General features: G+C 67.2%; 19 protein-coding genes, 2 rRNA genes, 1 pseudogene and 1 riboswitch. Of the genes and pseudogenes, 18 read left to right on the top strand and 4 right to left on the bottom strand.

What is annotated here, in order from left to right; translation table 11 throughout:
- Positions 1 to 104 precede the first annotated feature (104 nt).
- From QF027_RS08795 to QF027_RS08740, 12 genes are all read left to right on the top strand, one after another.
- Positions 105 to 3,225 (top strand): 23S ribosomal RNA (locus QF027_RS08795).
- Between the two features lie 70 nt (positions 3,226 to 3,295).
- A 5S ribosomal RNA gene (gene rrf / locus QF027_RS08790) occupies positions 3,296 to 3,412 on the top strand.
- Positions 3,413 to 3,521: 109 nt separating this feature from the next.
- Complete coding sequence (locus QF027_RS08785) at positions 3,522 to 4,130, top strand: CDP-alcohol phosphatidyltransferase family protein (protein WP_266567473.1); 609 nt, start codon at positions 3,522 to 3,524, stop codon at positions 4,128 to 4,130.
- Positions 4,131 to 4,245: 115 nt separating this feature from the next.
- Complete coding sequence (locus tag QF027_RS08780) at positions 4,246 to 6,741, top strand: mannose-1-phosphate guanyltransferase (protein WP_306984450.1); 2,496 nt, start codon at positions 4,246 to 4,248, stop codon at positions 6,739 to 6,741.
- A 95-nt stretch (positions 6,742 to 6,836) separates the two neighbouring features.
- On the top strand, positions 6,837 to 7,733 hold the full coding sequence (locus QF027_RS08775) for a DUF881 domain-containing protein (protein WP_307073818.1): 897 nt from the start codon (positions 6,837 to 6,839) through the stop codon (positions 7,731 to 7,733).
- Positions 7,730 to 8,062, top strand: coding sequence for a small basic family protein (locus QF027_RS08770; RefSeq protein WP_003988855.1), 333 nt, complete (start codon positions 7,730 to 7,732; stop codon positions 8,060 to 8,062). The genes QF027_RS08775 and QF027_RS08770 overlap by 4 nt, the downstream gene beginning before the upstream one ends.
- Before the next feature lie 5 nt (positions 8,063 to 8,067).
- Positions 8,068 to 8,898, top strand: a complete 831-nt coding sequence (locus QF027_RS08765) for a DUF881 domain-containing protein (RefSeq protein WP_306984454.1) — start codon at positions 8,068 to 8,070, stop codon at positions 8,896 to 8,898.
- Positions 8,899 to 8,959: 61 nt separating this feature from the next.
- Positions 8,960 to 9,865 carry an FHA domain-containing protein gene (locus tag QF027_RS08760; RefSeq protein WP_307073816.1) on the top strand — a complete coding sequence of 302 codons (906 nt, stop codon included), beginning with the start codon at positions 8,960 to 8,962 and terminating at the stop codon, positions 9,863 to 9,865.
- An 18-nt stretch (positions 9,866 to 9,883) separates the two neighbouring features.
- On the top strand, positions 9,884 to 10,621 hold the full coding sequence (gene ftsR / locus QF027_RS08755) for a transcriptional regulator FtsR (protein ID WP_307073814.1): 738 nt from the start codon (positions 9,884 to 9,886) through the stop codon (positions 10,619 to 10,621).
- Between the two features lie 77 nt (positions 10,622 to 10,698).
- The gene (locus QF027_RS08750; protein ID WP_004002801.1) at positions 10,699 to 11,172 is read left to right on the top strand and encodes a bifunctional nuclease family protein; all 474 of its coding nucleotides are present in this window, start codon (positions 10,699 to 10,701) and stop codon (positions 11,170 to 11,172) included.
- 263 nt (positions 11,173 to 11,435) lie between these two features.
- Positions 11,436 to 12,134, top strand: a complete 699-nt coding sequence (locus QF027_RS08745; RefSeq protein WP_306984475.1) for a MerR family transcriptional regulator — start codon at positions 11,436 to 11,438, stop codon at positions 12,132 to 12,134.
- A gap of 57 nt (positions 12,135 to 12,191) precedes the next feature.
- On the top strand, positions 12,192 to 13,655 hold the full coding sequence (locus QF027_RS08740) for a DNA polymerase IV (protein ID WP_307073812.1): 1,464 nt from the start codon (positions 12,192 to 12,194) through the stop codon (positions 13,653 to 13,655).
- Here the strand turns inward: QF027_RS08740 and QF027_RS08735 are convergent.
- Positions 13,571 to 13,948 (bottom strand): PRC-barrel domain-containing protein, encoded by a 378-nt coding sequence (locus tag QF027_RS08735; RefSeq protein ID WP_307073809.1) that lies wholly within the window; start codon positions 13,946 to 13,948, stop codon positions 13,571 to 13,573. The genes QF027_RS08740 and QF027_RS08735 overlap by 85 nt on opposite strands.
- Before the next feature lie 123 nt (positions 13,949 to 14,071).
- Positions 14,072 to 14,167, top strand: a riboswitch (glycine riboswitch).
- A gap of 176 nt (positions 14,168 to 14,343) precedes the next feature.
- Between QF027_RS08735 and gcvP the strand changes: the two genes are divergently transcribed.
- On the top strand, positions 14,344 to 17,229 hold the full coding sequence (gcvP, locus tag QF027_RS08730; RefSeq protein ID WP_307073807.1) for an aminomethyl-transferring glycine dehydrogenase: 2,886 nt from the start codon (positions 14,344 to 14,346) through the stop codon (positions 17,227 to 17,229).
- A 42-nt stretch (positions 17,230 to 17,271) separates the two neighbouring features.
- Here gcvP and QF027_RS08725 read toward each other — a convergent pair whose 3' ends face one another.
- Both QF027_RS08725 and QF027_RS08720 read right to left on the bottom strand, forming a co-directional pair.
- Entirely contained in the window at positions 17,272 to 17,691 is a 420-nt protein-coding gene (locus QF027_RS08725; protein ID WP_306984483.1) for a TOBE domain-containing protein, read from the bottom strand.
- 92 nt (positions 17,692 to 17,783) lie between these two features.
- Positions 17,784 to 19,736: an amino acid transporter gene (locus QF027_RS08720; RefSeq protein WP_307073806.1), complete on the bottom strand. Its 1,953-nt coding sequence runs from the start codon at positions 19,734 to 19,736 to the stop codon at positions 17,784 to 17,786.
- A 293-nt stretch (positions 19,737 to 20,029) separates the two neighbouring features.
- Here QF027_RS08720 and QF027_RS08715 point away from each other — a divergent pair.
- The 5 genes and pseudogenes from QF027_RS08715 to QF027_RS08695 form a co-directional block, all read left to right on the top strand.
- Positions 20,030 to 20,170 (top strand): annotated as a pseudogene (locus QF027_RS08715) (potassium-transporting ATPase subunit C); the annotation flags it as partial.
- 904 nt (positions 20,171 to 21,074) lie between these two features.
- Positions 21,075 to 22,370 (top strand): extracellular solute-binding protein, encoded by a 1,296-nt coding sequence (locus QF027_RS08710; RefSeq protein ID WP_307073804.1) that lies wholly within the window; start codon positions 21,075 to 21,077, stop codon positions 22,368 to 22,370.
- A gap of 6 nt (positions 22,371 to 22,376) precedes the next feature.
- Positions 22,377 to 23,375: a carbohydrate ABC transporter permease gene (locus QF027_RS08705; protein WP_307073802.1), complete on the top strand. Its 999-nt coding sequence runs from the start codon at positions 22,377 to 22,379 to the stop codon at positions 23,373 to 23,375.
- Between the two features lie 65 nt (positions 23,376 to 23,440).
- A complete protein-coding gene (locus QF027_RS08700) occupies positions 23,441 to 24,205 on the top strand; it encodes a carbohydrate ABC transporter permease (protein ID WP_280858945.1) in 765 nt (254 codons plus the stop codon).
- Positions 24,206 to 24,259: 54 nt separating this feature from the next.
- Entirely contained in the window at positions 24,260 to 25,294 is a 1,035-nt protein-coding gene (locus QF027_RS08695; protein WP_307073798.1) for an endo-1,4-beta-xylanase, read from the top strand.
- 366 nt (positions 25,295 to 25,660) lie between these two features.
- Here the strand turns inward: QF027_RS08695 and QF027_RS08690 are convergent, their stop codons facing one another.
- Complete coding sequence (locus tag QF027_RS08690; RefSeq protein WP_307073796.1) at positions 25,661 to 26,698, bottom strand: LacI family DNA-binding transcriptional regulator; 1,038 nt, start codon at positions 26,696 to 26,698, stop codon at positions 25,661 to 25,663.
- Positions 26,699 to 26,704: the final 6 nt, after the last annotated feature.

Genomic DNA, 26,704 nt, shown 5'->3' with positions numbered 1-26,704 from the left:
TGCTCGTCCTTCGGATGCCGGCCCCAGTGAACTCGGAGTGAAGCTCCGGGGTGATGGGTGGCTGGTCGTTGTTTGAGAACTGCACAGTGGACGCGAGCATCTGTGGCCAAGTTTTTAAGGGCGCACGGTGGATGCCTTGGCACCAGGAACCGATGAAGGACGTGGGAGGCCACGATAGTCCCCGGGGAGTCGTCAACCAGGCTTTGATCCGGGGGTTTCCGAATGGGGAAACCCGGCAGTCGTCATGGGCTGTCACCCATACCTGAACACATAGGGTATGTGGAGGGAACGCGGGGAAGTGAAACATCTCAGTACCCGCAGGAAGAGAAAACAACCGTGATTCCGGGAGTAGTGGCGAGCGAAACCGGATGAGGCCAAACCTACGACGTGTGAGACCCGGCAGGGGTTGCGTCGTGGGGGTTGTGGGATCTCTCTTTCACAGTCTGCCGGCTGTGAGACGAGTCAGAAACCGTTGATGTAGGCGAAGGACATGCGAAAGGTCCGGCGTAGAGGGTAAGACCCCCGTAGTCGAAACATCAGCGGCTCGTTTGAGAGACACCCAAGTAGCACGGGGCCCGAGAAATCCCGTGTGAATCTGGCGGGACCACCCGCTAAGCCTAAATATTCCCTGGTGACCGATAGCGGATAGTACCGTGAGGGAATGGTGAAAAGTACCGCGGGAGCGGAGTGAAATAGTACCTGAAACCGTGTGCCTACAAGCCGTGGGAGCGTCGGGCAAGCACTTGTGCTTGCCTCGTGACTGCGTGCCTTTTGAAGAATGAGCCTGCGAGTTTGCGGTGTGTTGCGAGGTTAACCCGGGTGGGGTAGCCGTAGCGAAAGCGAGTCCTAATAGGGCGTTTGAGTAGCACGCTCAAGACCCGAAGCGGAGTGATCTAGCCATGGGCAGGTTGAAGCGGAGGTAAGACTTCGTGGAGGACCGAACCCACCAGGGTTGAAAACCTGGGGGATGACCTGTGGTTAGGGGTGAAAGGCCAATCAAACTCCGTGATAGCTGGTTCTCCCCGAAATGCATTTAGGTGCAGCGTCGTGTGTTTCTTGCCGGAGGTAGAGCACTGGATAGGCGATGGGCCCTACCGGGTTACTGACCTTAGCCAAACTCCGAATGCCGGTAAGTGAGAGCGCGGCAGTGAGACTGTGGGGGATAAGCTCCATGGTCGAGAGGGAAACAGCCCAGAGCATCGACTAAGGCCCCTAAGCGTACGCTAAGTGGGAAAGGATGTGGAGTCGCAGAGACAACCAGGAGGTTGGCTTAGAAGCAGCCACCCTTGAAAGAGTGCGTAATAGCTCACTGGTCTAGTGATTCCGCGCCGACAATGTAGCGGGGCTCAAGCGTACCGCCGAAGTCGTGTCATTGCAGCAATACGCCCAACGGCGGCTGTGATGGGTAGGGGAGCGTCGTGTGCCGGGTGAAGCCGCGCCGGAAGGCAGTGGTGGACGGTTCACGAGTGAGAATGCAGGCATGAGTAGCGATACACACGTGGGAAACGTGTGCGCCGATTGACTAAGGGTTCCTGGGTCAAGCTGATCTGCCCAGGGTAAGTCGGGACCTAAGGCGAGGCCGACAGGCGTAGTCGATGGATAACCGGTTGATATTCCGGTACCCGCTGTGAAGCGTCAAACACCGAACCTATTGATGCTAAGGCCGTGAAGCCGTTCCGGACCCTTCGGGGAATGGAAAGTGGTGGAGCCGCCGAACCAAGGTGGTAGTAGGTGAGTGATGGGGTGACGCAGGAAGGTAGTCCAGCCCGGGCGGTGGTTGTCCCGGGGTAAGGGTGTAGGCCGTGCGGTAGGTAAATCCGTCGCACACAAGGCTGAGACCTGATGCCGAGCCGATTGTGGTGAAGTGGATGATCCTATGCTGTCGAGAAAAGCCTCTAGCGAGTTTCATGGCGGCCCGTACCCTAAACCGACTCAGGTGGTCAGGTAGAGAATACCGAGGCGTTCGGGTGAACTATGGTTAAGGAACTCGGCAAAATGCCCCCGTAACTTCGGGAGAAGGGGGGCCATCACTGGTGAGAGGACTTGCTCCTCGAGCTGGGGGTGGCCGCAGAGACCAGCGAGAAGCGACTGTTTACTAAAAACACAGGTCCGTGCGAAGCCGTAAGGCGATGTATACGGACTGACGCCTGCCCGGTGCTGGAACGTTAAGGGGACCGGTTAGTCCGACTTCGGTCGGGCGAAGCTGAGAACTTAAGCGCCAGTAAACGGCGGTGGTAACTATAACCATCCTAAGGTAGCGAAATTCCTTGTCGGGTAAGTTCCGACCTGCACGAATGGCGTAACGACTTCTCGACTGTCTCAACCATAGGCCCGGTGAAATTGCACTACGAGTAAAGATGCTCGTTTCGCGCAGCAGGACGGAAAGACCCCGGGACCTTTACTACAGTTTGATATTGGTGTTCGGTTCGGCTTGTGTAGGATAGCTGGGAGACTGTGAACTCCGGACGCCAGTTCGGGGGGAGTCGTCGTTGAAATACCAGTCTGGTCGTGCTGGATGTCTAACCTGGGTCCGTGATCCGGATCAGGGACAGTGTCTGATGGGTAGTTTAACTGGGGCGGTTGCCTCCTAAAGAGTAACGGAGGCGCCCAAAGGTTCCCTCAGCCTGGTTGGCAATCAGGTGTTGAGTGTAAGTGCACAAGGGAGCTTGACTGTGAGACCGACGGGTCGAGCAGGGACGAAAGTCGGGACTAGTGATCCGGCGGTGGCTTGTGGAAGCGCCGTCGCTCAACGGATAAAAGGTACCCCGGGGATAACAGGCTGATCTTCCCCAAGAGTCCATATCGACGGGATGGTTTGGCACCTCGATGTCGGCTCGTCGCATCCTGGGGCTGGAGTCGGTCCCAAGGGTTGGGCTGTTCGCCCATTAAAGCGGTACGCGAGCTGGGTTTAGAACGTCGTGAGACAGTTCGGTCCCTATCCGCTGCGCGCGCAGGAATATTGAGAAGGGCTGTCCCTAGTACGAGAGGACCGGGACGGACGAACCTCTGGTGTGCCAGTTGTTCTGCCAAGGGCATGGCTGGTTGGCTACGTTCGGGAGGGATAACCGCTGAAAGCATCTAAGCGGGAAGCCTGCTTCGAGATGAGTATTCCCACCCCCTTTGAGGGGTTAAGGCTCCCAGTAGACGACTGGGTTGATAGGCCGGATCTGGAAGCCCAGTAATGGGTGGAGGTGACCGGTACTAATAGGCCGAGGGCTTGTCCATATTTGCTCGCGTCCACTGTGTTAGTTCTGAGGCAACGACTGTGTGTTTTCCGGTCTGTGTTTCATAGTGTTTCGGTGGTCATAGCGTGAGGGAAACGCCCGGTTACATTCCGAACCCGGAAGCTAAGCCTTACAGCGCCGATGGTACTGCAGGGGGGACCCTGTGGGAGAGTAGGACACCGCCGAACTCCTTTTAGAGCTCTGGCTCTTGGGCATACAGCCCAAGAGCCAGAGCTTTTTTGCGTTGAGGTAGGGTCAGGGGGCATCGTTGGCACGTTTCCCACAGGAGGCCCCCGGGTGGAGGTCCAGGAGACCCGCGTCCAGACGGACCGGGTCCTCACCATCCCCAACATCCTCAGCATGGCGAGGCTCGTTGGGGTGCCGCTCTTCCTGTGGCTGATCCTCAGGCCCGAGTTCGGAGGGCCGAAGAGTGACACCTGGGCGTTGCTGGTACTTGCTCTGAGCGGGATCAGCGACTACCTGGACGGCAAGCTCGCCCGACGGTGGAACCAGATCAGCAGTCTTGGCCGGCTGCTCGACCCCGCGGCCGACCGGCTCTACATTCTCTCGACTCTGGTCGGTCTCACCTGGCGCGAGATCCTGCCAATCTGGTTGACGGCTGCACTGCTCCTGCGAGAGCTGGTTCTCCTGGTGATGGTGGGCATCCTCAGGCGCCACGGTTATCCCCCGCCGCAGGTGAACTTCCTTGGCAAAGCTGCAACCTTCAACCTGATGTACGCCTTCCCGCTGCTCCTGCTCAGTGACGGAACTGGTTGGATCTCGTCACTCGCTGCTATTTTCGGATGGGCGTTCGCCGGATGGGGTACAACGCTGTACTGGTGGGCAGGAGTGCTCTACGTGGTACAAGTCCGCCGCTTGGTCCGTGCGGACGCCAAGGCCGACTGAACCCCGCCCATTGGCACGGCCGTGGCGGCTCGATGGCCCCCGGCAGAAAAGTGCGGGACAATCTGGACGGGTGAAGTCGGCTAGACCGTCGTCTCTTAAGGAGGACGCTTCCGACATGAAGGCCGTCGTGATGGCCGGAGGCGAAGGCACACGCCTTCGTCCCATGACCTCGAGCATGCCCAAGCCGCTCCTGCCGGTGGTAAACCGGCCGATCATGGAGCACGTGCTGCGGCTGCTCAAAAGGCATGGGCTCAACGAGACCGTCGTCACCGTCCAGTTCCTGGCCTCACTGGTCAAGAACTACTTCGGTGACGGTGAAGAGCTCGGAATGGAGCTCTCCTATGCCAATGAGGAGAAGCCACTCGGTACCGCCGGAAGCGTCAAGAACGCCGAAGAGGCGTTGAAGGACGACGCTTTCCTCGTCATCTCCGGTGATGCTCTGACCGACTTCGACCTCACCGAGCTCATCAACTTCCACAAGGAAAAGGGTGCGCTGGTCACGGTCTGTCTGACCCGAGTCCCCAATCCGCTCGAATTCGGCATCACCATCGTCGACGAGGAAGGCAAGGTCGAGCGCTTCCTGGAGAAGCCCACCTGGGGGCAGGTCTTCTCGGACACCGTGAACACGGGCATCTATGTCATGGAGCCCGAGGTCTTCGACTACGTCGAGGCCGATGTTCCCGTGGACTGGTCCGGTGATGTCTTCCCGCAGCTGATGAAGGAAGGCAAGCCGATCTACGGCTATATCGCGGAGGGCTACTGGGAGGACGTCGGCACGCACGAGAGCTATGTGAAGGCACAGGCAGACGTCCTGGAGGGCAAGGTTGACGTCGAGATCGACGGCTTCGAGCTCTCCCCGGGCGTCTGGGTGGCCGAGGGCGCTGAGGTGCATCCCGATGCCGTTCTCCGTGGTCCGCTGTACATCGGGGACTACGCGAAGGTCGAGGCCGGCGCCGAGATCCGCGAGCACACCGTCGTGGGCTCGAACGTCGTCGTGAAGAGCGGCGCGTTTCTGCACAAGGCCGTGGTGCACGACAACGTGTATGTCGGGCAGCAGAGCAACCTTCGTGGCTGTGTCGTCGGGAAGAACACCGACATCATGCGTGCGGCCCGTATCGAGGACGGCGCGGTCATCGGTGACGAGTGCCTCGTCGGCGAGGAATCGATTATTCAGGGGAATGTGCGGGTCTACCCGTTCAAGACCATCGAGGCCGGCGCCTTCGTCAACACCTCGGTCATCTGGGAGTCCAGGGGCCAGGCGCATCTCTTCGGAGCCCGGGGAGTCTCGGGCATCCTGAACGTCGAGATCACCCCTGAGCTCGCGGTGCGGCTCGCTGGTGCCTACGCGACGACCCTCAAGAAGGGGTCGACCGTCACCACTGCCCGTGACCACTCCCGTGGCGCGCGGGCACTGAAGCGGGCGGTCATCTCCGCTCTGCAGGCCAGCGCCATCGACGTACGCGACCTGGAAAACGTACCGCTGCCCGTGGCGCGGCAGCAGACCGCTCGGGGGAGCGCCGGCGGAATCATGATCCGGACCACGCCCGGGGTGCCGGACTCCGTGGACATCATGTTCTTCGACGGGCGGGGCGCGGACCTTTCTCAGGGCAGTCAGCGAAAACTGGACCGGGTGTTCGCGCGGCAGGAGTACCGGCGCGCGTTCCCGGGTGAGATCGGAGACCTGCACTTCCCGGCGAGTGTCTTCGATTCGTACACCGGTTCGCTGTTGCGGAACGTCGACATCACCGGGATTTCCGAGTCCGGGCTGAAGGTCGTCGTGGACGCGTCGAACGGCAGTGCGGGCCTGGTGCTGCCCAGTCTGCTCGGGAAACTCGGCGTGGACTCGCTGACCATCAACCCTGGGCTCGACGAGTCCAGGCCGACGGAGACGGCGGACGCTCGGCGGTCGGGTCTGATCCGGCTGGGTGAGATCGTGGCGTCTGCGCGGGCCGCGTTCGGGGTGCGGTTCGACCCCGTGGGTGAGCGGCTGTCCCTCGTGGACGAGAAGGGGCGGATCATCGAGGACGACCGGGCCCTGCTCGTCATGCTCGATCTCGTCGCCGCGGAGCGGCGCAGCGGCCGTGTGGCGCTGCCGGTGACCACCACGCGGATCGCCGAGCAGGTGGCGGCGTACCACGGCACACAGGTGGAGTGGACGACCACCTCGCCCGACGACCTCACCCGGGTCGGACGCGACGACCAGACGATCTTCGGTGGTGACGGCAAGGGCGCCTTCATCATCCCGGAGTTCAGCAGTGTCTTCGACGGTGCGGCGGCCTTCGTACGGCTGATCGGGCTGGTGGCGCGGACGCAGCTCACGCTCAGCCAGATCGACGCACGGATTCCGCGGGCCCATGTCCTCAAGCGGGATCTGGCGACCCCGTGGGCGGTCAAGGGACTGGTGATGCGCAGGGTCGTGGAGGCGGCGGGCGATCGGTTTGTCGACACGACCGACGGTGTCCGGGTCGTGGAGACCGACGGACGTTGGGTGATGGTGCTGCCGGACCCGGCGGAGGCGGTCACCCATCTGTGGGCCGAGGGGCCCGATGACGCGTCCGCGCAGGCCCTGCTGGACGAATGGGCGGCGGTCGTGGACAGCGCCGGCCGCTGAGACACGCACGCGTGCGTGCCGGACAGGTGTCCCCAAGGGGGCCTGTCCGGCACGCCGATGGGGCCATTCGGAGGTAGGGGCCGCGACGTGCGACGATGTGCGGCATGCCGCAGCAGCCCCCCATTCGGAGCACCCCCACGCGCCCGGACGCCTCCATGTCGCTGCTCACCAACGTCATGGACCACAGCCTCGACGACGGGTACGCCGAGGCTGCGGCCCGCAAGAAGGCCGCCGGTGACGGCGGGCTGCCCAAGACCTTGCGGGCGAAGCTGGGGCTGGCTGTCGGCCTGGTCCTCGCCGCTCTCGTGGTCACCGTGGGGGCGGCGCAGGCGCGGGTGGCGGCTCCGGTCGTGGCCAAGGAGCGCGAGGAGCTCATCGACCGTATCGACCGTGAGACCGAGACGGCGGACAAGCTCGAGGAGAGTGTCGACCAGCTGCGCGACGACGTGAGCACGCGGCAGCGCGAGGCGCTCAAGCAGAGTGGCGACAGCGGCCGGACCGACCTCGTGGGCATCCTGTCGGGCGCAGTGGAGGTGCACGGCCCGGGCGTCAAACTGGTCGTGAACGACGCCAAGGAAGCCAGCACGGGCGGCGACGGGAACCCGCGTGAGACGTCGGGCTTCTCCGACACCGGGCGGGTGCGCGACCGTGACATGCAGCGGGTGGTGAACGGGCTGTGGGAGTCGGGCGCCGAGGCCGTCTCCATCAACGGACAGCGCTTGACCGCGCTGTCGGCGATCAGGGCCGCGGGTGACGCGATACTGGTCGACAACAAGCCGCTGGTTCCGCCGTATACGGTGCTTGCGGTGGGGGACGGGCAGCGGCTGAGCACCAGATTCCAGGACAGTGCCGACGGGCTGTACCTGCACGCCCTGCAGGAGAACTACGGCATCCGGACCGCCATCTCCGTGGAGGACGACCTCCGGCTGCCGGCCGCACCGAGTGTGATCGTACGTACAGCAGAGCCAAAAACTGAGAAGGGCACATCGTGATCGCCGTACTGGGCCTCGTCGTGGGAGTCGTGGCCGGCCTCTTGGTCCGGCCTGAGGTTCCGGCGGTCGTCGAGCCTTATCTGCCGATCGCCGTGGTGGCGGCGCTCGACGCCGTCTTCGGGGGCCTGCGGGCCATGCTCGACGGCATCTTCGACGACAAGGTCTTCGTCGTGTCGTTCCTGTCGAACGTGGTCGTGGCCGCGTTGATCGTGTTCCTGGGCGACAAGCTGGGCGTGGGTGCCCAGCTCTCGACCGGTGTCGTCGTCGTGCTCGGCATCCGGATCTTCTCGAACGCCGCGGCGATCCGTCGACACGTCTTCCGGGCGTGAGGCCGATGAGCGAGCAGGAAGAGACGCCCGGCAACAGGCTGCGCAAGGAACTGCCCGAGGAGCTCCCGGCGACCGCTCCCGAGGAGGCGGGGACCACGGCGTCGGAGGCAGGGCTGACCGGCCGTCAGCGGCTGGTGAACGGACTGTGGCCGCCGCGCGTGACCCGTGCCCAACTCATCGTCGCGGTGCTGTTGTTCGGCCTCGGATTCGGCCTCGCCGTCCAGGTGGCCTCGAACAGCGACAGCGACAGCGCGCTGCGGGGGGCGCGGCAGGAGGATCTTGTACGCATCCTCGATGAACTGGACGACCGTACACAGCGTCTTCAAGACGAGAAGCAGGGCCTCGAGAACCAGCGGGACGAGTTGGAGAACAGCTCCGACCAGGCCGAAGAGGCCCGCAAGCAGACGGTCGAGAAGGAGCGGCAACTCGGCATCCTGGCGGGCACGGTGGCCGCGCAGGGGCCGGGCATCACGATGACGATCGACGACACCAAGGGGACGGTCGAGGCGGACATGCTGCTCGACGCGATCCAGGAGCTGCGCGCGGCCGGCGCGGAGGCGATCCAGTTGAACGGCGTCCGGGTCGTCGCCAACACCTTTCTGTCGGACTCGGGCAAGAGCGTGAGTGTCGACGGGAACAAGATCACCGCACCTTTTCGTTTCAAGGTCATCGGCAATCCGCAGGACCTCGAACCGGCGCTCAACATCCCTGGAGGCGTGGTGCAGACTCTTGAGAAGGAGCAGGCCACCGTTACGGTCGAGCGGTCGGACAAGATCGTCGTGGACGCCTTGCGAGCGGCGAAGCGGCCTGACTACGCTCGGTCGTCCCCCCGGTGAACCGGGGGCGCATGGGGGGCGTTCGGCCAGGGCATGAGGTTGCGGGGGGTCGCCGCACCGAATGGGTGGTGCGTGGTGGAAACTGTCTGGTGGAAACGGACGTTGTGAGGATGTCCGGGTCGACCGGTGTGTTCAATCAGGGTTCGTCCTGCCCCACGGGCGGGTCTGTTTCGGTCAAGGGGAATCGCCCGTGAAGTTGTTTGCGAAGTTGTTCGGCAAGAGCGCGCGAGAAGGTAGCGACAACGCGACCGCTCGTCACCGCGCACAGCCCGACGCCGAGGGCCAGCGCCCGCTGTTCCGGGACCAGGTGGCCGGCCAGGATGGCGACATTTCCGGAGGTCAGGGCGTGCCGTCTGTTGACCCTGCCCAGTCCGGCGGCATAGGTTTCGGGCAGCCGTCAACCTCAAGTACGGGTGGAGGGTTTTCCCCTATGTCGGCCCTGGTGTGTACGAGGTGCGGTAACCGCAACGCGGAGAACAGCCGCTTCTGCTCCAACTGCGGTGCCCCGCTGCGGGCAGGAGCCGTGCCCGAGCGTCCCTCGGAGACGACCTCCACGATCTCCATCTCGGGACTCGAGGCGTACGACTCCGAGGTCACCGGCCAGACGCAGATGCCGGCGCTCTCCGCGGAGGCGCAGGCCGCCGTCGACGCGCTGCCGCTGGGCTCGGCGCTCCTGGTCGTGCGTCGTGGGCCCAACTCGGGCAGCCGCTTCCTGCTGGACGGCGAGCTGACCACGGCCGGCCGTCACCCGCAGAGCGACATCTTCCTCGACGACGTCACGGTCTCGCGCCGCCATGTGGAGTTCCGCCGCGGTCAGGACGGCTCGTTCACGGTGTCCGACGTGGGCAGTCTCAACGGCACGTACGTCAACCGTGAGCGGATCGACTCGGTCGCTCTGAACAACGGCGACGAGGTGCAGATCGGCAAGTACCGGCTGGTCTTCTACGCGAGCCAGCAGGGCTACTGACCCTCCCAGGGAAGGTCCATGCTTCAAACACCGAGCGGCGGTGCCGGACACGGCACCGCCGCGACGGACAGTGGGCTGATGAGCATCGGCACGGTGTTGAACGTGCTGCGCGACGAGTTCCCCGAAGTCACGATCTCCAAGATCCGTTTTCTGGAGTCCGAAGGTCTCATAGAGCCACAGCGGACTCCCTCCGGGTATCGCAAGTTCAGCGACCGGGACGTAGAGCGTCTCGGCCATGTCCTGAGGATGCAGCGGGACCACTATCTGCCGCTCAAAGTGATCAGAGAGCATCTCGACGCCATGGAGCGGGGCGAGGCCGTCGCGCTGCCCACGGTCGGCCGCCAACGGCACGGAGAAACGGTCCTGGAGGTCCCTGAAGGCCCCACAGCGGCCCGGATCGGCCGGGCCGAGCTGCTCGCCGCCGCCGAGATCGGCGAGTCGGAGCTGGCGGAGTGGGAGTCGTACGGGCTCATCACGCCTTTCCCGGACGGGGCCTACGACGCCGAGGCGGTCACCGTGGCCGCGCTTGTCGTCGAGCTCGGCCGGTTCGGGATCGAGCCGCGGCATCTGCGTGCGATGAAGGCCGCCGCCGATCGTGAGGCCGGGCTGGTGGACCAGGTCGTGGCCCCGTTGAAACGCCACCGCAACCCGCAGACCCGCGCACACGCGGAAGCGCGCGCCAAGGAGCTCGCGGGACTCACGGTGAAGCTGCACGCGACGCTCGTGCAGACCGCGCTCGGAGTACGCCTCCCCTGAGGGTGGCAGGGCGCCGGATCGTCCCCCGTTTCCTGCCCGACTACCCAAACGTCCCGGGCACGGCCTAGGGTTGCTGTGTGAACGAGCTCGATGTCGTAGGTGTCCGGGTCGAAATGCCCTCCAACCAACCGATCGTGCTCCTGCGTGAAGTGGGAGGCGACCGCTACCTCCCCATCTGGATCGGGCCGGGGGAGGCGACTGCGATCGCCTTCGCGCAGCAGGGCATGGCCCCCGCACGACCGCTGACCCACGACCTGTTCAAGGACGTGCTGGAGGCGGTCGGCCAGGAGCTCACCGAAGTGCGCATCACGGACCTGCGTGAGGGCGTCTTCTACGCGGAACTGGTGTTCGCCAGCGGGGTCGAGGTGAGCGCGCGGCCGTCCGACGCCATAGCGCTGGCTCTGCGCACCGGGACGCCGATCTACGGCAGCGACGGTGTGCTCGACGACGCCGGCATCGCGATTCCGGACGAGCAGGAGGACGAAGTGGAGAAGTTCCGCGAGTTCCTCGACCAGATCTCTCCCGAGGACTTCGGCACCAGCAGTCAGTGAGGCGGCCGCGGCCGATCCGGCGGATCAGTGGTCCGTGACGGGTCGGCCGTGTCCGGTCGTCACTGAAATGCCGGCATTTGCCACCAGCGCGTGAGAGCGTCCTGCGGCCCGCCAGGAGCGCATTCGGCTAGCCTTTCCCCGCGGTGGGGTACGGGAAACCACTCCTAGGGTGATTATCACTCGGCGTGCCGAGTGTGGCGATCGTTGACGCACCCCTGGTGACTGCCTACCGTCGAGAGGGCAGGTCAAGGACGGAGGTCGGCGTGAGAAGCAGCGGCGACGGTACGGCTGGGGGTGCCCCCGGACGGAGTCTCGGGGCGAGCGGTCCGTACCCTCCCCCAAGCTCTCAACTGCGTTCGAGTTGGGGGGACCCCCATCACGGCAGCCCTTTTCAGGGCAGCGCGGCCGATCACGCTCCGCAGCGACCGGCGGCCGTGCCGAGCAGCGGAGGGGCGACGTCCATGGCGTCCGAGCAGATCGGCTATCGCGGCCCAACGGCGTGCGCGGCGGCCGGCATCACCTACCGGCAACTCGACTACTGGGCGCGCACCGGCCTCGTCGAGCCGAGCGTGCGGCCCGCCCACGGGTCGGGGACACAGCGGCTCTACAGCTTCCGGGACGTCGTCGTCCTGAAGATCGTCAAACGGTTCCTCGACACGGGCGTGTCGCTGCAGAACATCCGCACCACGGTCCAGCACCTGCGTGAGCGGGGGTTCCAGGACCTGGAGCGGATGACGCTCATGAGTGACGGCGCCACGGTCTACGAGTGCACCTCGCCCGACGAGGTCCACGCGCTGCTCCAGGGCGGTCAGGGCGTCTTCGGGATCGCCGTGGGTGTCGTGTGGCGGGACGTCGAGAGCGCCCTGTCACAGCTGCACGGGGAGCGCATCGACACCGGGGAGACACTCGTCGGGCACAACCCGGCGGACGAGCTGGCGCGGCGGCGCAACCGGGCGGTCTGAAGCCTGCCCGCTCTCTCGGGCGGGGCATTGTCAGTGGCGTAGGGCAGCATCGGACATGTGAGAAAAGCGCCCACGATCCTGCATCTCGACATGGATGCCTTCTACGCCTCGGCGGAGCAGGCGTCCAAGCCGAGTCTGCGCGGGAAGGCCGTCGTCGTGGGCGGGCTGGGGCCGCGGGGTGTGGTGGCCACCGCGTCCTACGAGGCCCGGGTGTTCGGGGTGCACTCGGCGATGCCCATGGGCCAGGCGAGACGGCTCGCGCCGAACGCCGCGTATCTGGTGCCGCGCTTCGGGTTCTACAAGGCGATCAGCGAGCAGGTGATGGGGCTGCTGCGGGAGCTGTCGCCGTTGGTGGAGCCTCTGAGCCTGGACGAGGCGTTCGTGGATCTGGAGGCCGGGGGAACGGCCTGGGACGAGGGGTCGGCGCGGCTGGCCGGGGCGAAGCTGCGGGCCGACATACGGGCCGTCACGGGGCTCACGGGGTCGGTGGGGCTGGCCGCGTCCAAGATGCTCGCGAAGATCGCCTCCGAGCAGGCCAAGCCGGACGGGCTGGTGGTGATCCAGCCGGGGACCGAGCGGGCGCTTCTCGGGCCGATGTCGGTGCGGATCCTGCCGGGAGTGGGGCCGGCGACCGGCGATCACCTGAGGCGGGCCGGGATCCATACGGTCGACGAGATCGTGGAGGCGGGCGAGGACGAGCTCGTACGACTGCTGGGGAAGGCCCATGGGCACGGGCTGTACGCGATGGCGCTGGCGTATGACGAGCGGCCCGTGGTCGCTGAGCGGGAGACCAAGTCCGTGTCGGTCGAGGACACGTACGACGTGGACATCCATGACCGGGTGCGGGTGAGCCTGGAGGTGCAGCGGCTGGCGGACCGGTGTGTGCGGAGGCTGCGGGGGGCCGGGCTGTCGGGGCGGACCATCGTGCTGAAGGTGCGGCGCTACGACTTCTCGACGTTGACCCGGTCCGAGACCTTGCGGGGGCCCACCGATGACCCGGCGGTCGTGCGGGAAGCTGCCCTGCGGTTGCTGGAGGGCGTGGACTCCACGGGGGGCGTGCGGTTGCTGGGGGTGGGGGTGAGCGGGCTCGCCGACTTCACCCAGGAGGATCTGTTCGCCCAGGCCGCGGGGGAAGGAGCGGATCACGCCATGGAGGAGGTGGCGGACGACGCGCCGGTGCAGGAGCGGGAGGCGGCGGCTGTCGAGCGGCGGTGGGTCGCCGGGCACGATGTGCGGCATGCCGAGTACGGGCACGGATGGGTGCAGGGAAGCGGGCTGGGGCGGGTGACCGTGCGGTTCGAGACGCCGTATGCGGAGCCGGGGCGGGTACGGACGTTTCTCGTCGAGGATCCTGCGCTGGAGCCCGCTGATCCGTTGCCCCTGGTGGAGGCGCTGGGTTCCCACGCACCACCCGTGACAGAGGATGTGCCGGGCGCTCAGGCCTCCGCGTCCTCCGTGCCCGCCAGCTTGCCGAAGTCCCGGTCGGGGAACGGGGGCGGTGCGGCCACGTCGAGACCGTAGTGGTGGTAGAGCTGGAGCTCCTGTTCGGGGGAGAGGTGGCGGCCTACGCCGAAGTCGGGGGCGTCTTTGATGAGGGCGCGGTCGAAGGGGACGTGCAGGGTGCCGTCGACCAGTTCGCTGGGCCCCAGGGGGACGAAGGCGTCCCGGGAGAAGAGGCCGGTACGTATGGCAGCCCACTCCGGCACGCCGGTCGCGTCGTCGAGGTAGACCTCGTCGACGGTTCCGATCTTGGTGCCGTTGCGGTCGAACGCCTTGCGGCCGATCAGGTTGCGCGGATCGATGTCGGTCTGCACGGGCCCTCCACTTGGTCGCACCTCATCCGAAGCGGTCGTAAGCACTACGAAAGAGCACATCGGGGTGTGCGGCCACTCGAAGACTCGTGCGGTGGCCTCGCTGGTAGGCTTGCGAGCGGCTGCTGACCCCGCGCGGGAGAGTCCTCCAGACAACATCGGAGGCGCCGAAGGAGCAAATCCTCCCCGGAATCTCTCAGGCTCACGTACCGCGCGGACGAGGTCACTCTGGAAAGCAGAGCGGGTGTCCACAGCTTCCGCTCTCACCGACGGTGAAAGCCGGCGGCCCTCGGGCGGCCCGGTGAAGCTCTCAGGTTGAGATGACAGAGGGGGAGGCCGTCGGGGTACCCGCGCCGGGGTACCCCTCGCAGGTCGTGTCAGACCAGGAGGCCTCCGCAATGACCGCCCACCGCATTCCGCTCTCCGAGCTCGAACAGGGCATTCCCTTCGAGCAGCGTCACATCGGCCCTGATCATGAGGCGCGGGCCAAGATGCTCGCGCAGGTCGGCTACGGCTCGCTGGACGAGCTCACCGCCGCCGCGGTGCCGGATGTGATCAAGAACGCCGATGCCCTGGAGCTGCCGGACGGGCGTACCGAGGCCGAGGTGCTGGCCGAGCTGCGGTCGCTGGCCGACCGGAACCAGGTGCTCGATTCCATGATCGGGCTCGGTTACTACGGCACCTTCACGCCGCCCGTCATCCTGCGCAACGTCATGGAGAACCCGGCCTGGTACACCGCCTACACGCCGTACCAGCCGGAGATCTCGCAGGGGCGCCTCGAGGCTCTGCTCAACTTCCAGACCATGGTCGCCGACCTCACCGGGCTGCCGACCTCCGGCGCCTCGCTGCTCGACGAGGGCACCGCTGCGGCTGAGGCCTTGGCTCTGTCCCGCCGCATGGGGAAGAACAAGAAAGGGCTCTTCCTCGTCGACGCCGACACGCTGCCGCAGACCATCGCCGTGATCGAGACCCGGGCCGAGCCGACCGGCGTCGAGGTCGTGGTCGCCGACCTCAGTGACGGGATCCCGGCCGAGGTCGCCGGGCGGGAGATCAACGGGGTGCTCGTCCAGTACCCCGGTGCCTCCGGGGCCGTACGGGACATCAAGCCGCTCATCGACCAGGCTCATGAGCTCGGCGCGCTCGTGACCGTGGCCGCCGATCTGCTCGCGCTGACCCTGCTGAAGTCGCCGGGTGAGCTCGGGGCGGACATCGCGGTCGGTACCACGCAGCGGTTCGGGGTGCCGATGGGCTTCGGCGGGCCACACGCCGGCTACATGGCCGTACACGAGAAGTTCGCCAGGAGCCTGCCCGGGCGGCTCGTCGGAGTGTCCGTGGACGCCGACGGGAACAAGGCCTACCGGCTCGCGCTGCAGACACGTGAGCAGCACATCCGTCGGGAGAAGGCGACCAGCAACATCTGCACCGCTCAGGTGCTGCTCGCGGTCATGGCAGGGATGTACGCCGTCTACCACGGGCCTGAGGGGCTCAAGGGCATCGCGCGGCGGACGCACCGGTACGCCACCATCCTTGCCGCGGGCCTGACGGCCGGTGGCGTCGAGGTCGTGCACGGCTCGTACTTCGACACGCTCACCGCGCGCGTGCCCGCACGGGCCGCCGAGGTCGTCTCCGCGGCGCGGCGCAACGGCGTCAACCTGCACCTCGTCGACGCCGACCATGTGTCCGTCGCGTGCGACGAGACCACCGCGCGGGCGCAGGTGAGTGCCGTGTGGAACGCGTTCGGCGTCGAGGCCGACATCGAGGCGCTGGACGCGGCCACCGAAGAGGCGCTGCCGGACGCGCTGCTGCGTGACGACGACTTCCTCACCCACCCCGTCTTCCACCAGTACCGCTCCGAGACCGCGATGCTGCGCTACCTGCGTCGGCTCGCCGACCGCGACTACGCGCTCGACCGCGGCATGATTCCGCTGGGCTCCTGCACCATGAAGCTCAACGCGACCGCGGAGATGGAGCCGGTCACCTGGCCCGAGTTCGGGCAGATGCACCCCTTCGCGCCCGCCGAGCAGGCGCAGGGCTATCTGACGCTGATCCGGGAGCTGGAGGAGCGGCTCGCCGAGGTCACCGGGTACGACAACGTGTCGCTGCAGCCGAACGCCGGGTCGCAGGGCGAGCTGGCCGGACTGCTCGCCGTACGCGCATATCACCGGGCGAACGGTGACGAGCAGCGCACCGTGTGTCTCATCCCGTCCTCGGCGCACGGGACCAACGCCGCGAGCGCCGTCATGGCCGGGATGAAGGTCGTCGTCGTGAAGACCGCCGGGGACGGCGAGATCGACGTCGACGACCTGCGGGCGAAGATCGAGCAGCACCGCAACGAGCTGTCCGTGCTCATGATCACGTACCCCTCGACGCACGGTGTGTTCGAGGAGCACGTCGCCGACATCTGCGCGCAGGTGCACGAGGCCGGCGGGCAGGTGTACGTCGACGGGGCCAACCTCAACGCGCTGGTGGGGCTCGCCAAGCCGGGGCACTTCGGCGGTGACGTCTCCCACCTGAATCTGCACAAGACGTTCTGCATTCCGCACGGCGGCGGTGGCCCGGGTGTGGGTCCCGTCGGCGTACGGGCGCACCTGGCGCCGTATCTGCCGAACCACCCGATGCAGCCCGCGGCCGGCCCGGAGACGGGCGTCGGGCCGATCTCGGCCGCGCCCTGGGGTTCCGCGGGGATCCTGCCGATCTCGTGGGCGTACGTCCGGCTCATGGGCGGTGAGGGGCTGAAGCGGGCCACGCAGGTGGCGGTGCTCTCCGCCAACTACATCGCCAAGCGGCTCGAGCCGCACTACCCGGTGCTCTACACCGGCCCCGGAGGGCTGGTCGCGCACGAGTGCATCATCGATCTGCGGCCGGTCACCAAGGAGACCGGGGTGAGTGTCGACGACGTGGCCAAGCGGCTCATCGACTACGGCTTCCACGCCCCGACCATGTCGTTCCCGGTGGCGGGGACGCTGATGATCGAGCCGACCGAGTCCGAGGATCTGACCGAACTCGACCGGTTCTGCGAGGCGATGATCGCCATTCGCGCGGAGATCGAGAAGGTCGGTTCCGGGGAGTGGGCCGCCGAGGACAACCCGCTGCGGAACGCTCCGCACACCGCCGGTGCGCTGGGCGGTGAGTGGAAGCACGCGTACTCGCGGGAGGATGCCGTCTTCCCGGCCGGGGTGTCGGTCGCCGACAAGTACTGGCCGCCGGTGCGGCGGATCGACCAGGCCTTCGGCGACCGGAACCTGGTGTGCTCGTGCCCGCCGCTGGACGCGTACGAGGACTGACCCGAGGTGACGAGGGCCCCGTTTCGGCGGGGCCCTTTTCTTTTACGCCGTGGCCAGTGACACCTCGGTCGACTTGATCAGGGCGACGACCGGGGCGCCGGGGACGAGGGCGAGGTCGGTCGCGGCGTCCGCGGTGATCGCGGAGGTGAGGACGCCTCCCTCGACAGCGATCTTGACGGTGGCCATGGCGGCTCCGGTGGCGACGGCGGTGACCGTGCCGGGGAGCTGGTTGCGGATGGACACGTTCTGGACCGGGGCGGTGGCGAGGGAGACCTCCGTCGACTTCACCAGGGCGCGTACGGGCAAGCCCTGGGTGAGGCCGAGTTCGCCGATGGACTCGCGGGTGATCGCGGCTGTGAGGTCCTGGCCGCCGTCGAGGCGGATCCTGACGGTTGCCATGGCCTCGCCCGGGGTGACGGTGGTGACGGTGCCGGGGAGCTGGTTGCGGATGCTCAGGGTCATGGGCAGCAACGTAGGGCGTGTGGTAGGCCGTGGCGGGGAGGTGTGCGGTCGCGCCGTTTTGGGCGGATTGCGAGCCCCAGTAGGCGACGGTGTCAGCCCGTGTGGACTCGGGGGCGGCGCGGGCGGTCAGGTTCTGCTTCTCGGAGCACCTCTCGGGTGACCGGGGCCACCTCGCCCTGGCCGAAAAGGAAGAAGCGGAGGAAGTTGGCGAAGGGGTTGCCCTCGGTCCACTCGAAGTAGATGTGGGGGGTGCAGCCGGTGGTGTCGCGGACGTGGAGAAGGAGGGCGGCGAGGGCGTTGGGGATGGAGGAGGACTCCAGGGTCAGCACGCGGTAGCGGTTGTGGAGGACCTCTCCCCGGACCGTCAGGCTCGCCTCGAATTCCGAGGGGTCCAGGACCGTGACCTCCACGAACACGAAGTCCTCGCCGGGGATGTCGTTGTCCTCGCGGATCTGCTCGATCTTGTCGCGGTACTCGGCCTTGTCGCGCTGGTCGGGCTCGTTGGCGATGAAGCGCATCTTGCGGCTGGCCATGTCCCGGATGAAACGTTCCGCCATGTCGTCGAGCGTCACGTCGGTCACGCGGAGTTCGAAGGCGCGGGCCAGGCGGGACAGGAGAGAGACCAGGATGATGCCGGCGATGAAGCAGGCGCCGATCTTCACGCCGTCGGGGCGTTCGATGACGTTGACGACGGTCGTGTAGAGGAACACGGCGGAGATGACGGCGAAGCCGACGGTCCAGTTGCGCTGCCCGGCCTTGCGGGCGGCTATGGTCACCGCGATCGCCGCCGAGCTGATCAGCACCAGCACGCCGGTGGCGTACGCGCCGCCCTGGGCGTCGACGTCGGCGTCGAAGATCCAGGTGACCAGGAAGGCGATCAGGGTGAAGACGATGACCATGGGGCGCACGGCGCGGGCCCAGTGCGGGGCCATGCCGTAGCGGGGCAGGTAGCGCGGCATCAGGTTGAGCAGACCGGCCATCGCGGAGGCGCCCGCGAACCACAGGATGGCGATCGTCGAGACGTCGTAGACCGTGCCGAAGACGCCGCCCAGGTAGTGGTGCGCCAGATACGCGAGCGCGCGGCCGTTGGCCGGGCCGCCCGACTCGAAGTCCTTCTCCGGGATCAGGAGGGTGGTGATGAAGCTGGTGGCGATCAGGAAGACGCTCATCACGATGGCGGCGGTGGTGAGCAGCTTCTTGGTGTCGCGGATCCGGCCCTTGGGGTTCTCCTCGGTGTCGTCCGGCTCGCCCTTGACGTGAGGCATGACGGCGACGCCGGTCTCGAAGCCGGAGAGGCCGAGGGCGAGCTTGGGGAAGACGATCAGGGCCACGCCGATCATCACGAAGACGTTGCCGTGCTCGGCCGTCAGAGCGCTGGACCAGTCGGTGACGACATGGCCCGCGGTGATGACGTGCCACAGGCCGACGAGCACCACGACGACGTTGAGGGCGAGGTAGATGCCCACCAGGGCGACGGCGACGCCGATCGCCTCCAGGAAACCCTTGAGGAAGACCGCGCCGAGCAGTGCCACCAGGAAGAGGGTGATCAGCATCTTGTGGTCGTGCAGAGTGCTGGTCAGGTGCGGGTTCTCGATCAGGTGGGTGGAGGCGTCGGCCGCGGACAGGGTGATGGTGATCAGGAAGTCGGTGGCGGCGAAGCCGAGCAGGGTGAGGACGAAGAGCTTGCCCTGCCAGAAGGACAGCAGCCGTTCCAGCATGGAGATCGAGCCCTCGCCGCGGGGGCTCTCCTCGGCCACCCGGCGGTACACGGGCAGAGCGCCCGCGAGGGTGACGATCACGAGGACGATCGTCGCGATGGGGGAGAGCAGGCCGGCCGCGAGGGCGGCAATGCCGGGCTGGTAGCCGAGGGTGGAGAAGTAGTCGACGCCGGTCAGGCACATGACCCGCCACCAGCGTTGGCCCTGATGGGCGGGTTCCGGTGCGGCGTGGGGGCCCGTATGGCCGCCGTCCCTGCCCATGTCGGACAGGCCCTCCAGCATCCAGGAGCGCAGGCGACTGGAAGGAGGGTGTTCGGTGGTGGCCATCGGGGATGCTCCTGCGGTGCGACTCAGCGAGGTTCCGGCCGCCTGGCTGACGGCGGGACCAGCGTAAGCGGAGAGTGACGCCGGGGCCCACGGATGGCGGACGCCAGGGCGTCAAGCTTCCGTTAAGACTCGGTCCGCGAAGGTCCGTGACGGGCGACTGTGCAGTTGCGAGGCTCGTACCTGACCCGTGGGCCCGTACCGGCGGGTGGGCGGGTGGGGGGACACGCAGCGTCATGGGGAGGCGAGCGGGACTGAACTGAGTGGATCGCCGTAGCAGTTCAGGAGACGGCCGTCTGATGCTTTCCGGTGCCACCAACCGCTCCGCCGAAAACCCCGAGCTCGGCGTGTGGATGAAGGCGGCCAGGGCCAAGGTCGTCAGGGACCTCTCCCCGGCTTGCGCCGACCTCCAGGTCCACCGGGTCGCCGTGCGCAACGTCAACATAGGTCGAGCAAGCCGTTCGGCACAGGGCGGGGGGAGGTCGGTGTGGCCTTGTTCCCGCCTGAACATCCTCGTACAGTCCGTTCCGTAAGGTTCGCCGAATAGATCGAATGTTTCGGGCGAATCGGAGGGGCGGACGCGGATAGGGACGTACGACAGCCCGGTGACCGTCGGGTTCCACCCGGATCCCGGAGTCTGCCAGTGGGCGGGGGTTGTACGGGCGGCGGATCGGCAACGTCTCGATCGCCGGGGCCGCCTGGTCGCCAAGGGGACGAACGAACCCGCCCTGGCGCCCGATCCAGCTCACGGACCGCCCCGGACACCTGGCCCCGCACGCAACGGGCCCCTTCCTCCGTCGCTCCGAGCGGCGTCCCGGACTGCCGTGTCCGCAGCCCGCCCTGACGCCGCGACAGGCCGCGTGAGGGCCCGGGGCGCGACGCCGAGGTGGCTGGGGAGAGGCGAGCGTGATCGCCCGGATCGGGCCGGTGCGGCAGTTCCTCGGGCGGCATACCCGTCGAGGGGGGATGGCCCACCCTGACCGTCGAGATCCACACCGACCGCCTGCCGTTCCCAACAGGCCTGCGGAGGCTCCGCATTGGCGGCCCCGACGTGCTCGTCCCGGGCGCTGGCGATGTCCCTTCGCCTGAAGGCGACGGCCGCCGTCTCTCCATACAGGTGGCCGCGGGCTTCACCGGCCGGGCGATCGGCATGGACGTCAGCGAGGGGGCCGTGGCCCTCGACTGGTTCGACTCCTCAACATTCCCTGTGCACAAGGGGTTGCCACCGTTTGGCAGCTGTCTCTAGGGTGCGGCAGCAGCGAAGCTTTCTGGATCAACTCCGAAACTTTCGGACCGCAGGACGGACAAGGACGGCTCCGTCCCGTACCCAAGGAGCGCATCATGGGCGACCCGGCACTGTCCCGCCGTGGCTTTCTGGCGGCATCCGCCGCGGCCGGTCTGGGCATGACGACACTGACCGGCTGCGGCGGCGACTCGGGCGGAGGATCGTCCGACGGGACGACCACGGTGGAGTGGTGGAACATCTCCACCACCGAGCCGGCGAAGAGTGTCTGGGCGGCCCTCGCCAAGAAGTTCGAGGCAGCGAACCCCAAGGTCAAGATAAAGATCGTGCAGCTGGAGAACGACGCCTACAAGTCGAAGATGACGGCGCTGACCGCCTCCGGGAAGCTCCCCGACATCTTCCACACCTGGGGCGGCGGCGTCCTCAAGCAGCAGGTCGACGCGGGTCTCGTCGAGGACCTGACCGACCGGACCAAGCCGTGGGCCGACGGCCTGCTGAAGGTCACCAAGGAGCCGTACATCCTCGACGACAAGGTCTACGGCATCCCGTTCGACATGGGCATGATCGGGTTCTGGTACAACAAGGCGCTCTTCAAGCAGGCCGGCGTCAGCGAGCCGCCCACCACCTGGGGCGGGTTCCTGGAGGCCGTGAGCAAGCTGAAGGCCAAGAACATCACGCCCATCGCCCTGGCGGGCAAGGAGAAGTGGCCCGGCATGTACTACTGGGCCTACCTCGCGATGCGCACCGCCGGCATCGACGCCCTCCAGAAGGCCAGTGAGGACAAGGACTTCACCGCCGCCGGGTTCGTCGAGGCCGGTCGGCACCTCAAGGAACTCGTGGATCTCCAGCCCTTCCAGAAGGGGTTCCTCAACGCCGCCTACTCCACCCCCACCGGCCAGGCGGCCGCCGTCGGCAACGGCAAGGCGGCCATGGAACTCATGGGCCAGTGGGCCCCGTCCGTGGAGGCCGACTCCGGCAAGGGGCTCGGCAACGACCTGGGCTTCTTCCCGTTCCCCGCGGTCGAGGGCGGCAAGGGCGCCATCACCGAGGTGTTCGGCGGAGGCGGCGGACACGCCCTGCGCCGGGGTGCCCCGCAAGCGGCGGTCGACTTCCTGAAGTTCTTCGCCTCCGAGGCCACCGAGCTGGAACTGGTCAAGAAGACCAGCATCCTTCCCGTGCTCCCGAACGCGGAGAAGGCCATGACCGACCCCAACCTCAAGCTCGTCCAGGCGCAGTTGAAGGCCGCCACCGGTTTCCAGCTCTATCTCGACCAGGCGTACGCGCCCGCCGTGGGCCAGGAGGTCAACGACAGCGTCGCCGCGCTGATCGCCGGCTCCAAGTCCCCGGAACAGGTCACCCAGTCGATCACGCAGACCGCGAAGGAAGAGCAGTAGCCCGCGATGACCTCCACGTTCCTCGCAGACAAGCGGAGCGGTCCGGGCACCGAACTCCCGCCCCCGGAATCGGTCAGGGCCCGGGGGCGGGGCCGTCGGCGCGTACTGCACTGGCTGACCGCGGTCGGTTTCCAACTGCCCGCCCTGGTGCTGTTCATCGGCATGGTCCTGCTGCCGATGCTGTTCGCGCTGTACGCCGCCTTCTTCCGCTGGGGCGGCTTCGGCATGCCCTCCGACTACGTCGGCACGGACAACTTCACCCAGCTCTTCGACAACCCGGTCTTCCTGGGCGACCTGTGGCGCTGCCTGGTCCTGGTCGTGCTGTCCCTCGCGTTCCAACTGCCGTTCGCGCTCGCCATGGCGGTCCTCCTCAACCAGAAGCTGCGCGGCAGAGCCGTCTACCGGATGCTGTTCTTCGCGCCCTACGTCCTGTCCGAGGCGATCACCGGCGTGCTGTTCAGCATGGTCTTCGCCCCGGACTCCGGGCTCGCCGACCACATCCTCGGCGCGGTCGGCCTGGACGGCGTGGGTGGTCTGTGGTTCGCCGATCCCTCCTACGTCATGGCCACGCTGTTCCTCGTCATGATGTGGAAGTACTTCGGCTTCCACATGATGCTCTACCTGGCCGGACTCCAGTCCATACCACGGGAGTTGACCGAGGCGGCTCTCATCGACGGCGCCAGTGCCTGGCAGCGGTTCCGCAACGTCACCCTGCCGCTCCTCGCGCCCACCCTGCGGATCAGCATTTTCCTGTCAGTCATCGGCTCGATCCAGCTCTTCGACCTGGTGTGGGTGGTCACCCAGGGCGGCCCCGACCACCACTCCGAGACCATGGCCGTGACCATGTTCCAGTACGGCTTCAAGCGCTACCAGGTCGGCTACGCCAGCGCGATCAGCGTGGTCATGTTCGGCATCTGCCTCGTCTTCGCCCTCGCCTACCAGCGGTTCGTGCTCCGCCGCGATCTCGAAGGGGCCACCACGACGATGAGGGGGGACGGCAAGTGACCGCCCAGAAGACCACCGCTCGGACCCTGCCCCTGCACCTGATCCTCGTCGCCGTCGGCGCGGTGATGGTCGTGCCCCTGGTGTACGCCGTCCTGTCCGGATTCAAGTCCACCGACGAGCTCTCCAGCAACCCCTTCGGGCTGCCGAAGCGCTGGCTGACCAGCAACTACACCGACATCCTCGCCGGGGGCGACTTCTGGCGGCTGCTCGGCAGCAGCACGCTGATCGCGGTCGGTACGACGGTGCTGGTGGTCGCCGCGTCCGCGCTGGCCGCGTTCTCCTTCGCACGGTTCGCCTTCCGTGGCCGGGAGGCGCTGTTCACGCTCTTCACGATGGGGCTGATGTTCCCCTTCGCGGTGGCGGTGCTGCCGCTGTTCCTGCTGCTGCGCTCGCTCGGCCTGCTGGACAACCCGCTGGGCGTGATCCTGCCGCAGGCCGCCTTCGGACTGCCGATGACGATCATCATCCTGCGCGCCTTCTTCCGGGAGATCCCCGGCGAGCTGGAGGAGGCGGCCACTCTCGACGGGTGCAGCCCGTTCGGGTTCTTCTGGCGCGTCCTGCTGCCGATGGCACGGCCCGCGCTCGGCACCGTATCGGTGCTCGCCGTCGTCACGAGCTGGAACAACTTCATGCTGCCGCTGCTGGTGTTCACGGACAACACGTGGTGGACGCTCCCCATCGGTGTGCAGCAGTTCCAGGGCCAGTACTCCGCGGAGTACGCCCGCGTCTTCGCCTATCTCGTCCTGGCGATGGTCCCCGCCCTCGCCTTCTACTCGGTCGCCGAGCGCCAGCTCGTCGGCGGCCTCACCGCCGGTGCCACGAAGGGCTGACCCCGGCGCTTCGAAAAGTACGGCTCACCCCGCCCGCACCTGAGGAGTCGCACCATGCGCAAGAACCGTCTCAGACTCGCCGGAGTCCTGGCCGCAGTGGTGGTCGCGGCCGCCGCTCCCACCGCCCAGGCCCACGGCACACCGGCCACCCTCGCCGACCTCGCCCAGCGACACGGCCGCTACTTCGGCAGCGCCACCGACAACCCCGAACTCGTCGACGGGCCGTACAAGAAGATCCTCGGCAGCGAGTTCGACCAGATCACGCCGGGCAACGGCATGAAGTGGTACGCCACCGAACCCGAGCAGGGGGTCTTCGACTGGACCAACGGCGACGAGATCGTGAGCCTCGCCCGCGCCAACCACCAGAAGGTGCGCGGCCACACCCTCGTGTGGCACAGCCAGTTGCCCGACTGGATCACCTCGCGCGAGTGGACGGCGGACGAGCTGAGGCCCGTACTGAAGAAGCACATCCAGACCGAGGTACGGCACTACCGGGGCAAGGTCTTCGCCTGGGACGTCGTCAACGAGGCCTTCAACGAGGACGGCACCTACCGCGAGACCGTCTTCTACAAGACCCTCGGCCCCGGCTACATCGCCGACGCCCTGCGGTGGGCCCGCCAGGCCGACCCCAAGGTCAAGCTCTACCTCAACGACTACAACATCGAGGGTGTCGGAGCGAAGAGCGACGCCTACTACACCCTGGCCAAGGAGCTGAAGGCCCAGGGCGTCCCGCTCGACGGCATCGGTCTCCAGGCCCACCTGGCGCTCCAGTACGGCTATCCGACCACGCTGGAGGACAACCTCCGCCGCTTCTCCAAGCTGGGCCTCGACACCGCGCTCACCGAGGTCGACATCCGGATGATCCTGCCGGCGACCGAGGAGAAGCTGGCCCAACAGGCGCAGTGGTACGCCGACTTGACCGATGCCTGTCTCGCGGTGCGCCGGTGTGTCGGGATCACCATCTGGGACTACACCGACAAGTACAGCTGGATACCCGCCTTCTTCGAGGGCCAGGGGGCCGCGCTGCCCTGGGACGAGCAGCTCCAGGCCAAGCCGGCGTACTACGCGATCCGGGCGGCGCTGAAGTAGGGGGCGGCGGGGGCTACGGCGACTTCCGTCGTCTCATCGGCGAGCTTCCGCCGGGCCCTGCCCGGAGCAGCGCGCTCCGGGCCTCGGATGGGGCGCGCCCGGGGCCGACTCGGGCGTCGCCCGCCTGGGCCGCGGTGGCCGGCCACCGGGACGCCGGCCACCGCCGACGGGGGCGGCGGGCCAAGCTCCCGGCCCGTCTCCCTGGGGCCTCTCTCCGAGGCCGGGGTGGCTTTGGCAGGGTGCGGGTGGTCTTGGGTGGTGTGCCTGAGGGCGGGGCCTGCGGGTCCTGTCGGCGGCGCGGGGCCCGGCAGGCCTGCTCGCGTCTGCCGGGATGGCGGCCCGATCCACCGGACAGGCCGTGATCCGTCAGGTGATGGCCGGTGGTGCGGTGCTCGACCGCACCACCAACTCCGTGCCCAGCTCCACACGCGGTGAGTCCGGGCGTTCGCCGCGGGCCAGCTTCAGGACCGTGCGGACGGCCAGCTTGCCCATGTCGGCGAGCGGCTGGCGCACGGTGGTCAGCGGAGGCGCCGACCAGCGGACTTCCGGAAGGTCGTCGAAACCCACCAGGCTCATGTCCTCCGGCACCCTCAACCCGCGTCTCCTCAGCGCCTCCACCGCGCCGAGGGCCATCTGGTCGCTGGCCGCGAAGACGGCCGTCGGCGGCTCGGGCAGCTCGAGGAGCTTCTCGCAGCCGGCGAAGCCCGACTCGGGGTGGAAGTCGCCGGGCACGACCAGGGACTCGTCGAGGGTGAGCCCGGCGCCCTCCAGCGCGGCGCGGTAGCCGTCGTAGCGGGCCCGCGAGCACAGCAGCCGGGGCGGTCCCGCGATCAGGCCGATCCTGCGGTGGCCCAGCGACAGCAGGTGCTCGGTGGCCGCGAGCCCTCCCGACCAGTTGGCGGCACCGATGGTGGGGGCGTCCAGCGCGGGGGAGCCCGCCGGGTCGACGACCACCAGCGGGACGCCCAGGGCGCGCAGCTCGTCGTGGAGGACCGTGTCCAGCGCCGAGGTGACGAGTACGACGCCGTCGGAGGCGCGGGCGCGCAGATTGCGCATCCACTCGCGTGCGGCGCCCGAGCGGCCGTGGATCGCGGAGACGACGGTGCCGACGCCCTCCGCGTGGGCGACCTCCTCGACACCGCGGATGATCTCCACGGCCCAGGGGCTGTCGAGGTCGTTGAAGACCAGGTCGAGCAGGGCGGCGCGGGTGCCGGGGGCAGCGGGGCGTTTGCGGTAGCCGTACTGCTGGAGCAGCTCCTCGACGCGGGCGCGGGTATGCGGCGACACGTCCGACCGGCCGTTGACCACACGGGACACCGTCGGCACCGAGACTCCGGCCTGCCGGGCGATCTCCGTGATGGTGACCCTGCCCCGGGGCTCGGCGTCGGCCTTGCCTGCTGTCACGTGCCC

This window comes from Streptomyces canus (genome assembly GCF_030816965.1).
Lineage (GTDB): Bacteria > Actinomycetota > Actinomycetes > Streptomycetales > Streptomycetaceae > Streptomyces > Streptomyces canus_E.
The sequence above is the reverse complement of the archived record's forward strand: the minus strand, read 5'-3'. Positions and strand labels throughout refer to the sequence as shown.

Excerpts from the sequence above, each read along its gene's own strand:
- QF027_RS08780 (WP_306984450.1), top strand. The coding sequence starts at position 4,246 with ATGAAGGCCGTCGTGATGGCCGGAGGCGAAGGCACACGCCTTCGTCCC.
- QF027_RS08775 (WP_307073818.1), top strand. The coding sequence starts at position 6,837 with ATGTGCGGCATGCCGCAGCAGCCCCCCATTCGGAGCACCCCCACGCGC.
- QF027_RS08765 (WP_306984454.1), top strand. The coding sequence starts at position 8,068 with ATGAGCGAGCAGGAAGAGACGCCCGGCAACAGGCTGCGCAAGGAACTG.
- QF027_RS08760 (WP_307073816.1), top strand. The coding sequence starts at position 8,960 with ATGGGTGGTGCGTGGTGGAAACTGTCTGGTGGAAACGGACGTTGTGAG.
- ftsR (WP_307073814.1), top strand. The coding sequence starts at position 9,884 with ATGCTTCAAACACCGAGCGGCGGTGCCGGACACGGCACCGCCGCGACG.
- gcvP (WP_307073807.1), top strand. The coding sequence starts at position 14,344 with ATGACCGCCCACCGCATTCCGCTCTCCGAGCTCGAACAGGGCATTCCC.
- QF027_RS08725 (WP_306984483.1), bottom strand. The coding sequence starts at position 17,691 with ATGACCCTGAGCATCCGCAACCAGCTCCCCGGCACCGTCACCACCGTC.
- QF027_RS08720 (WP_307073806.1), bottom strand. The coding sequence starts at position 19,736 with ATGGCCACCACCGAACACCCTCCTTCCAGTCGCCTGCGCTCCTGGATG.
- QF027_RS08710 (WP_307073804.1), top strand. The coding sequence starts at position 21,075 with ATGGGCGACCCGGCACTGTCCCGCCGTGGCTTTCTGGCGGCATCCGCC.
- QF027_RS08705 (WP_307073802.1), top strand. The coding sequence starts at position 22,377 with ATGACCTCCACGTTCCTCGCAGACAAGCGGAGCGGTCCGGGCACCGAA.
- QF027_RS08700 (WP_280858945.1), top strand. The coding sequence starts at position 23,441 with ATGGTCGTGCCCCTGGTGTACGCCGTCCTGTCCGGATTCAAGTCCACC.
- QF027_RS08695 (WP_307073798.1), top strand. The coding sequence starts at position 24,260 with ATGCGCAAGAACCGTCTCAGACTCGCCGGAGTCCTGGCCGCAGTGGTG.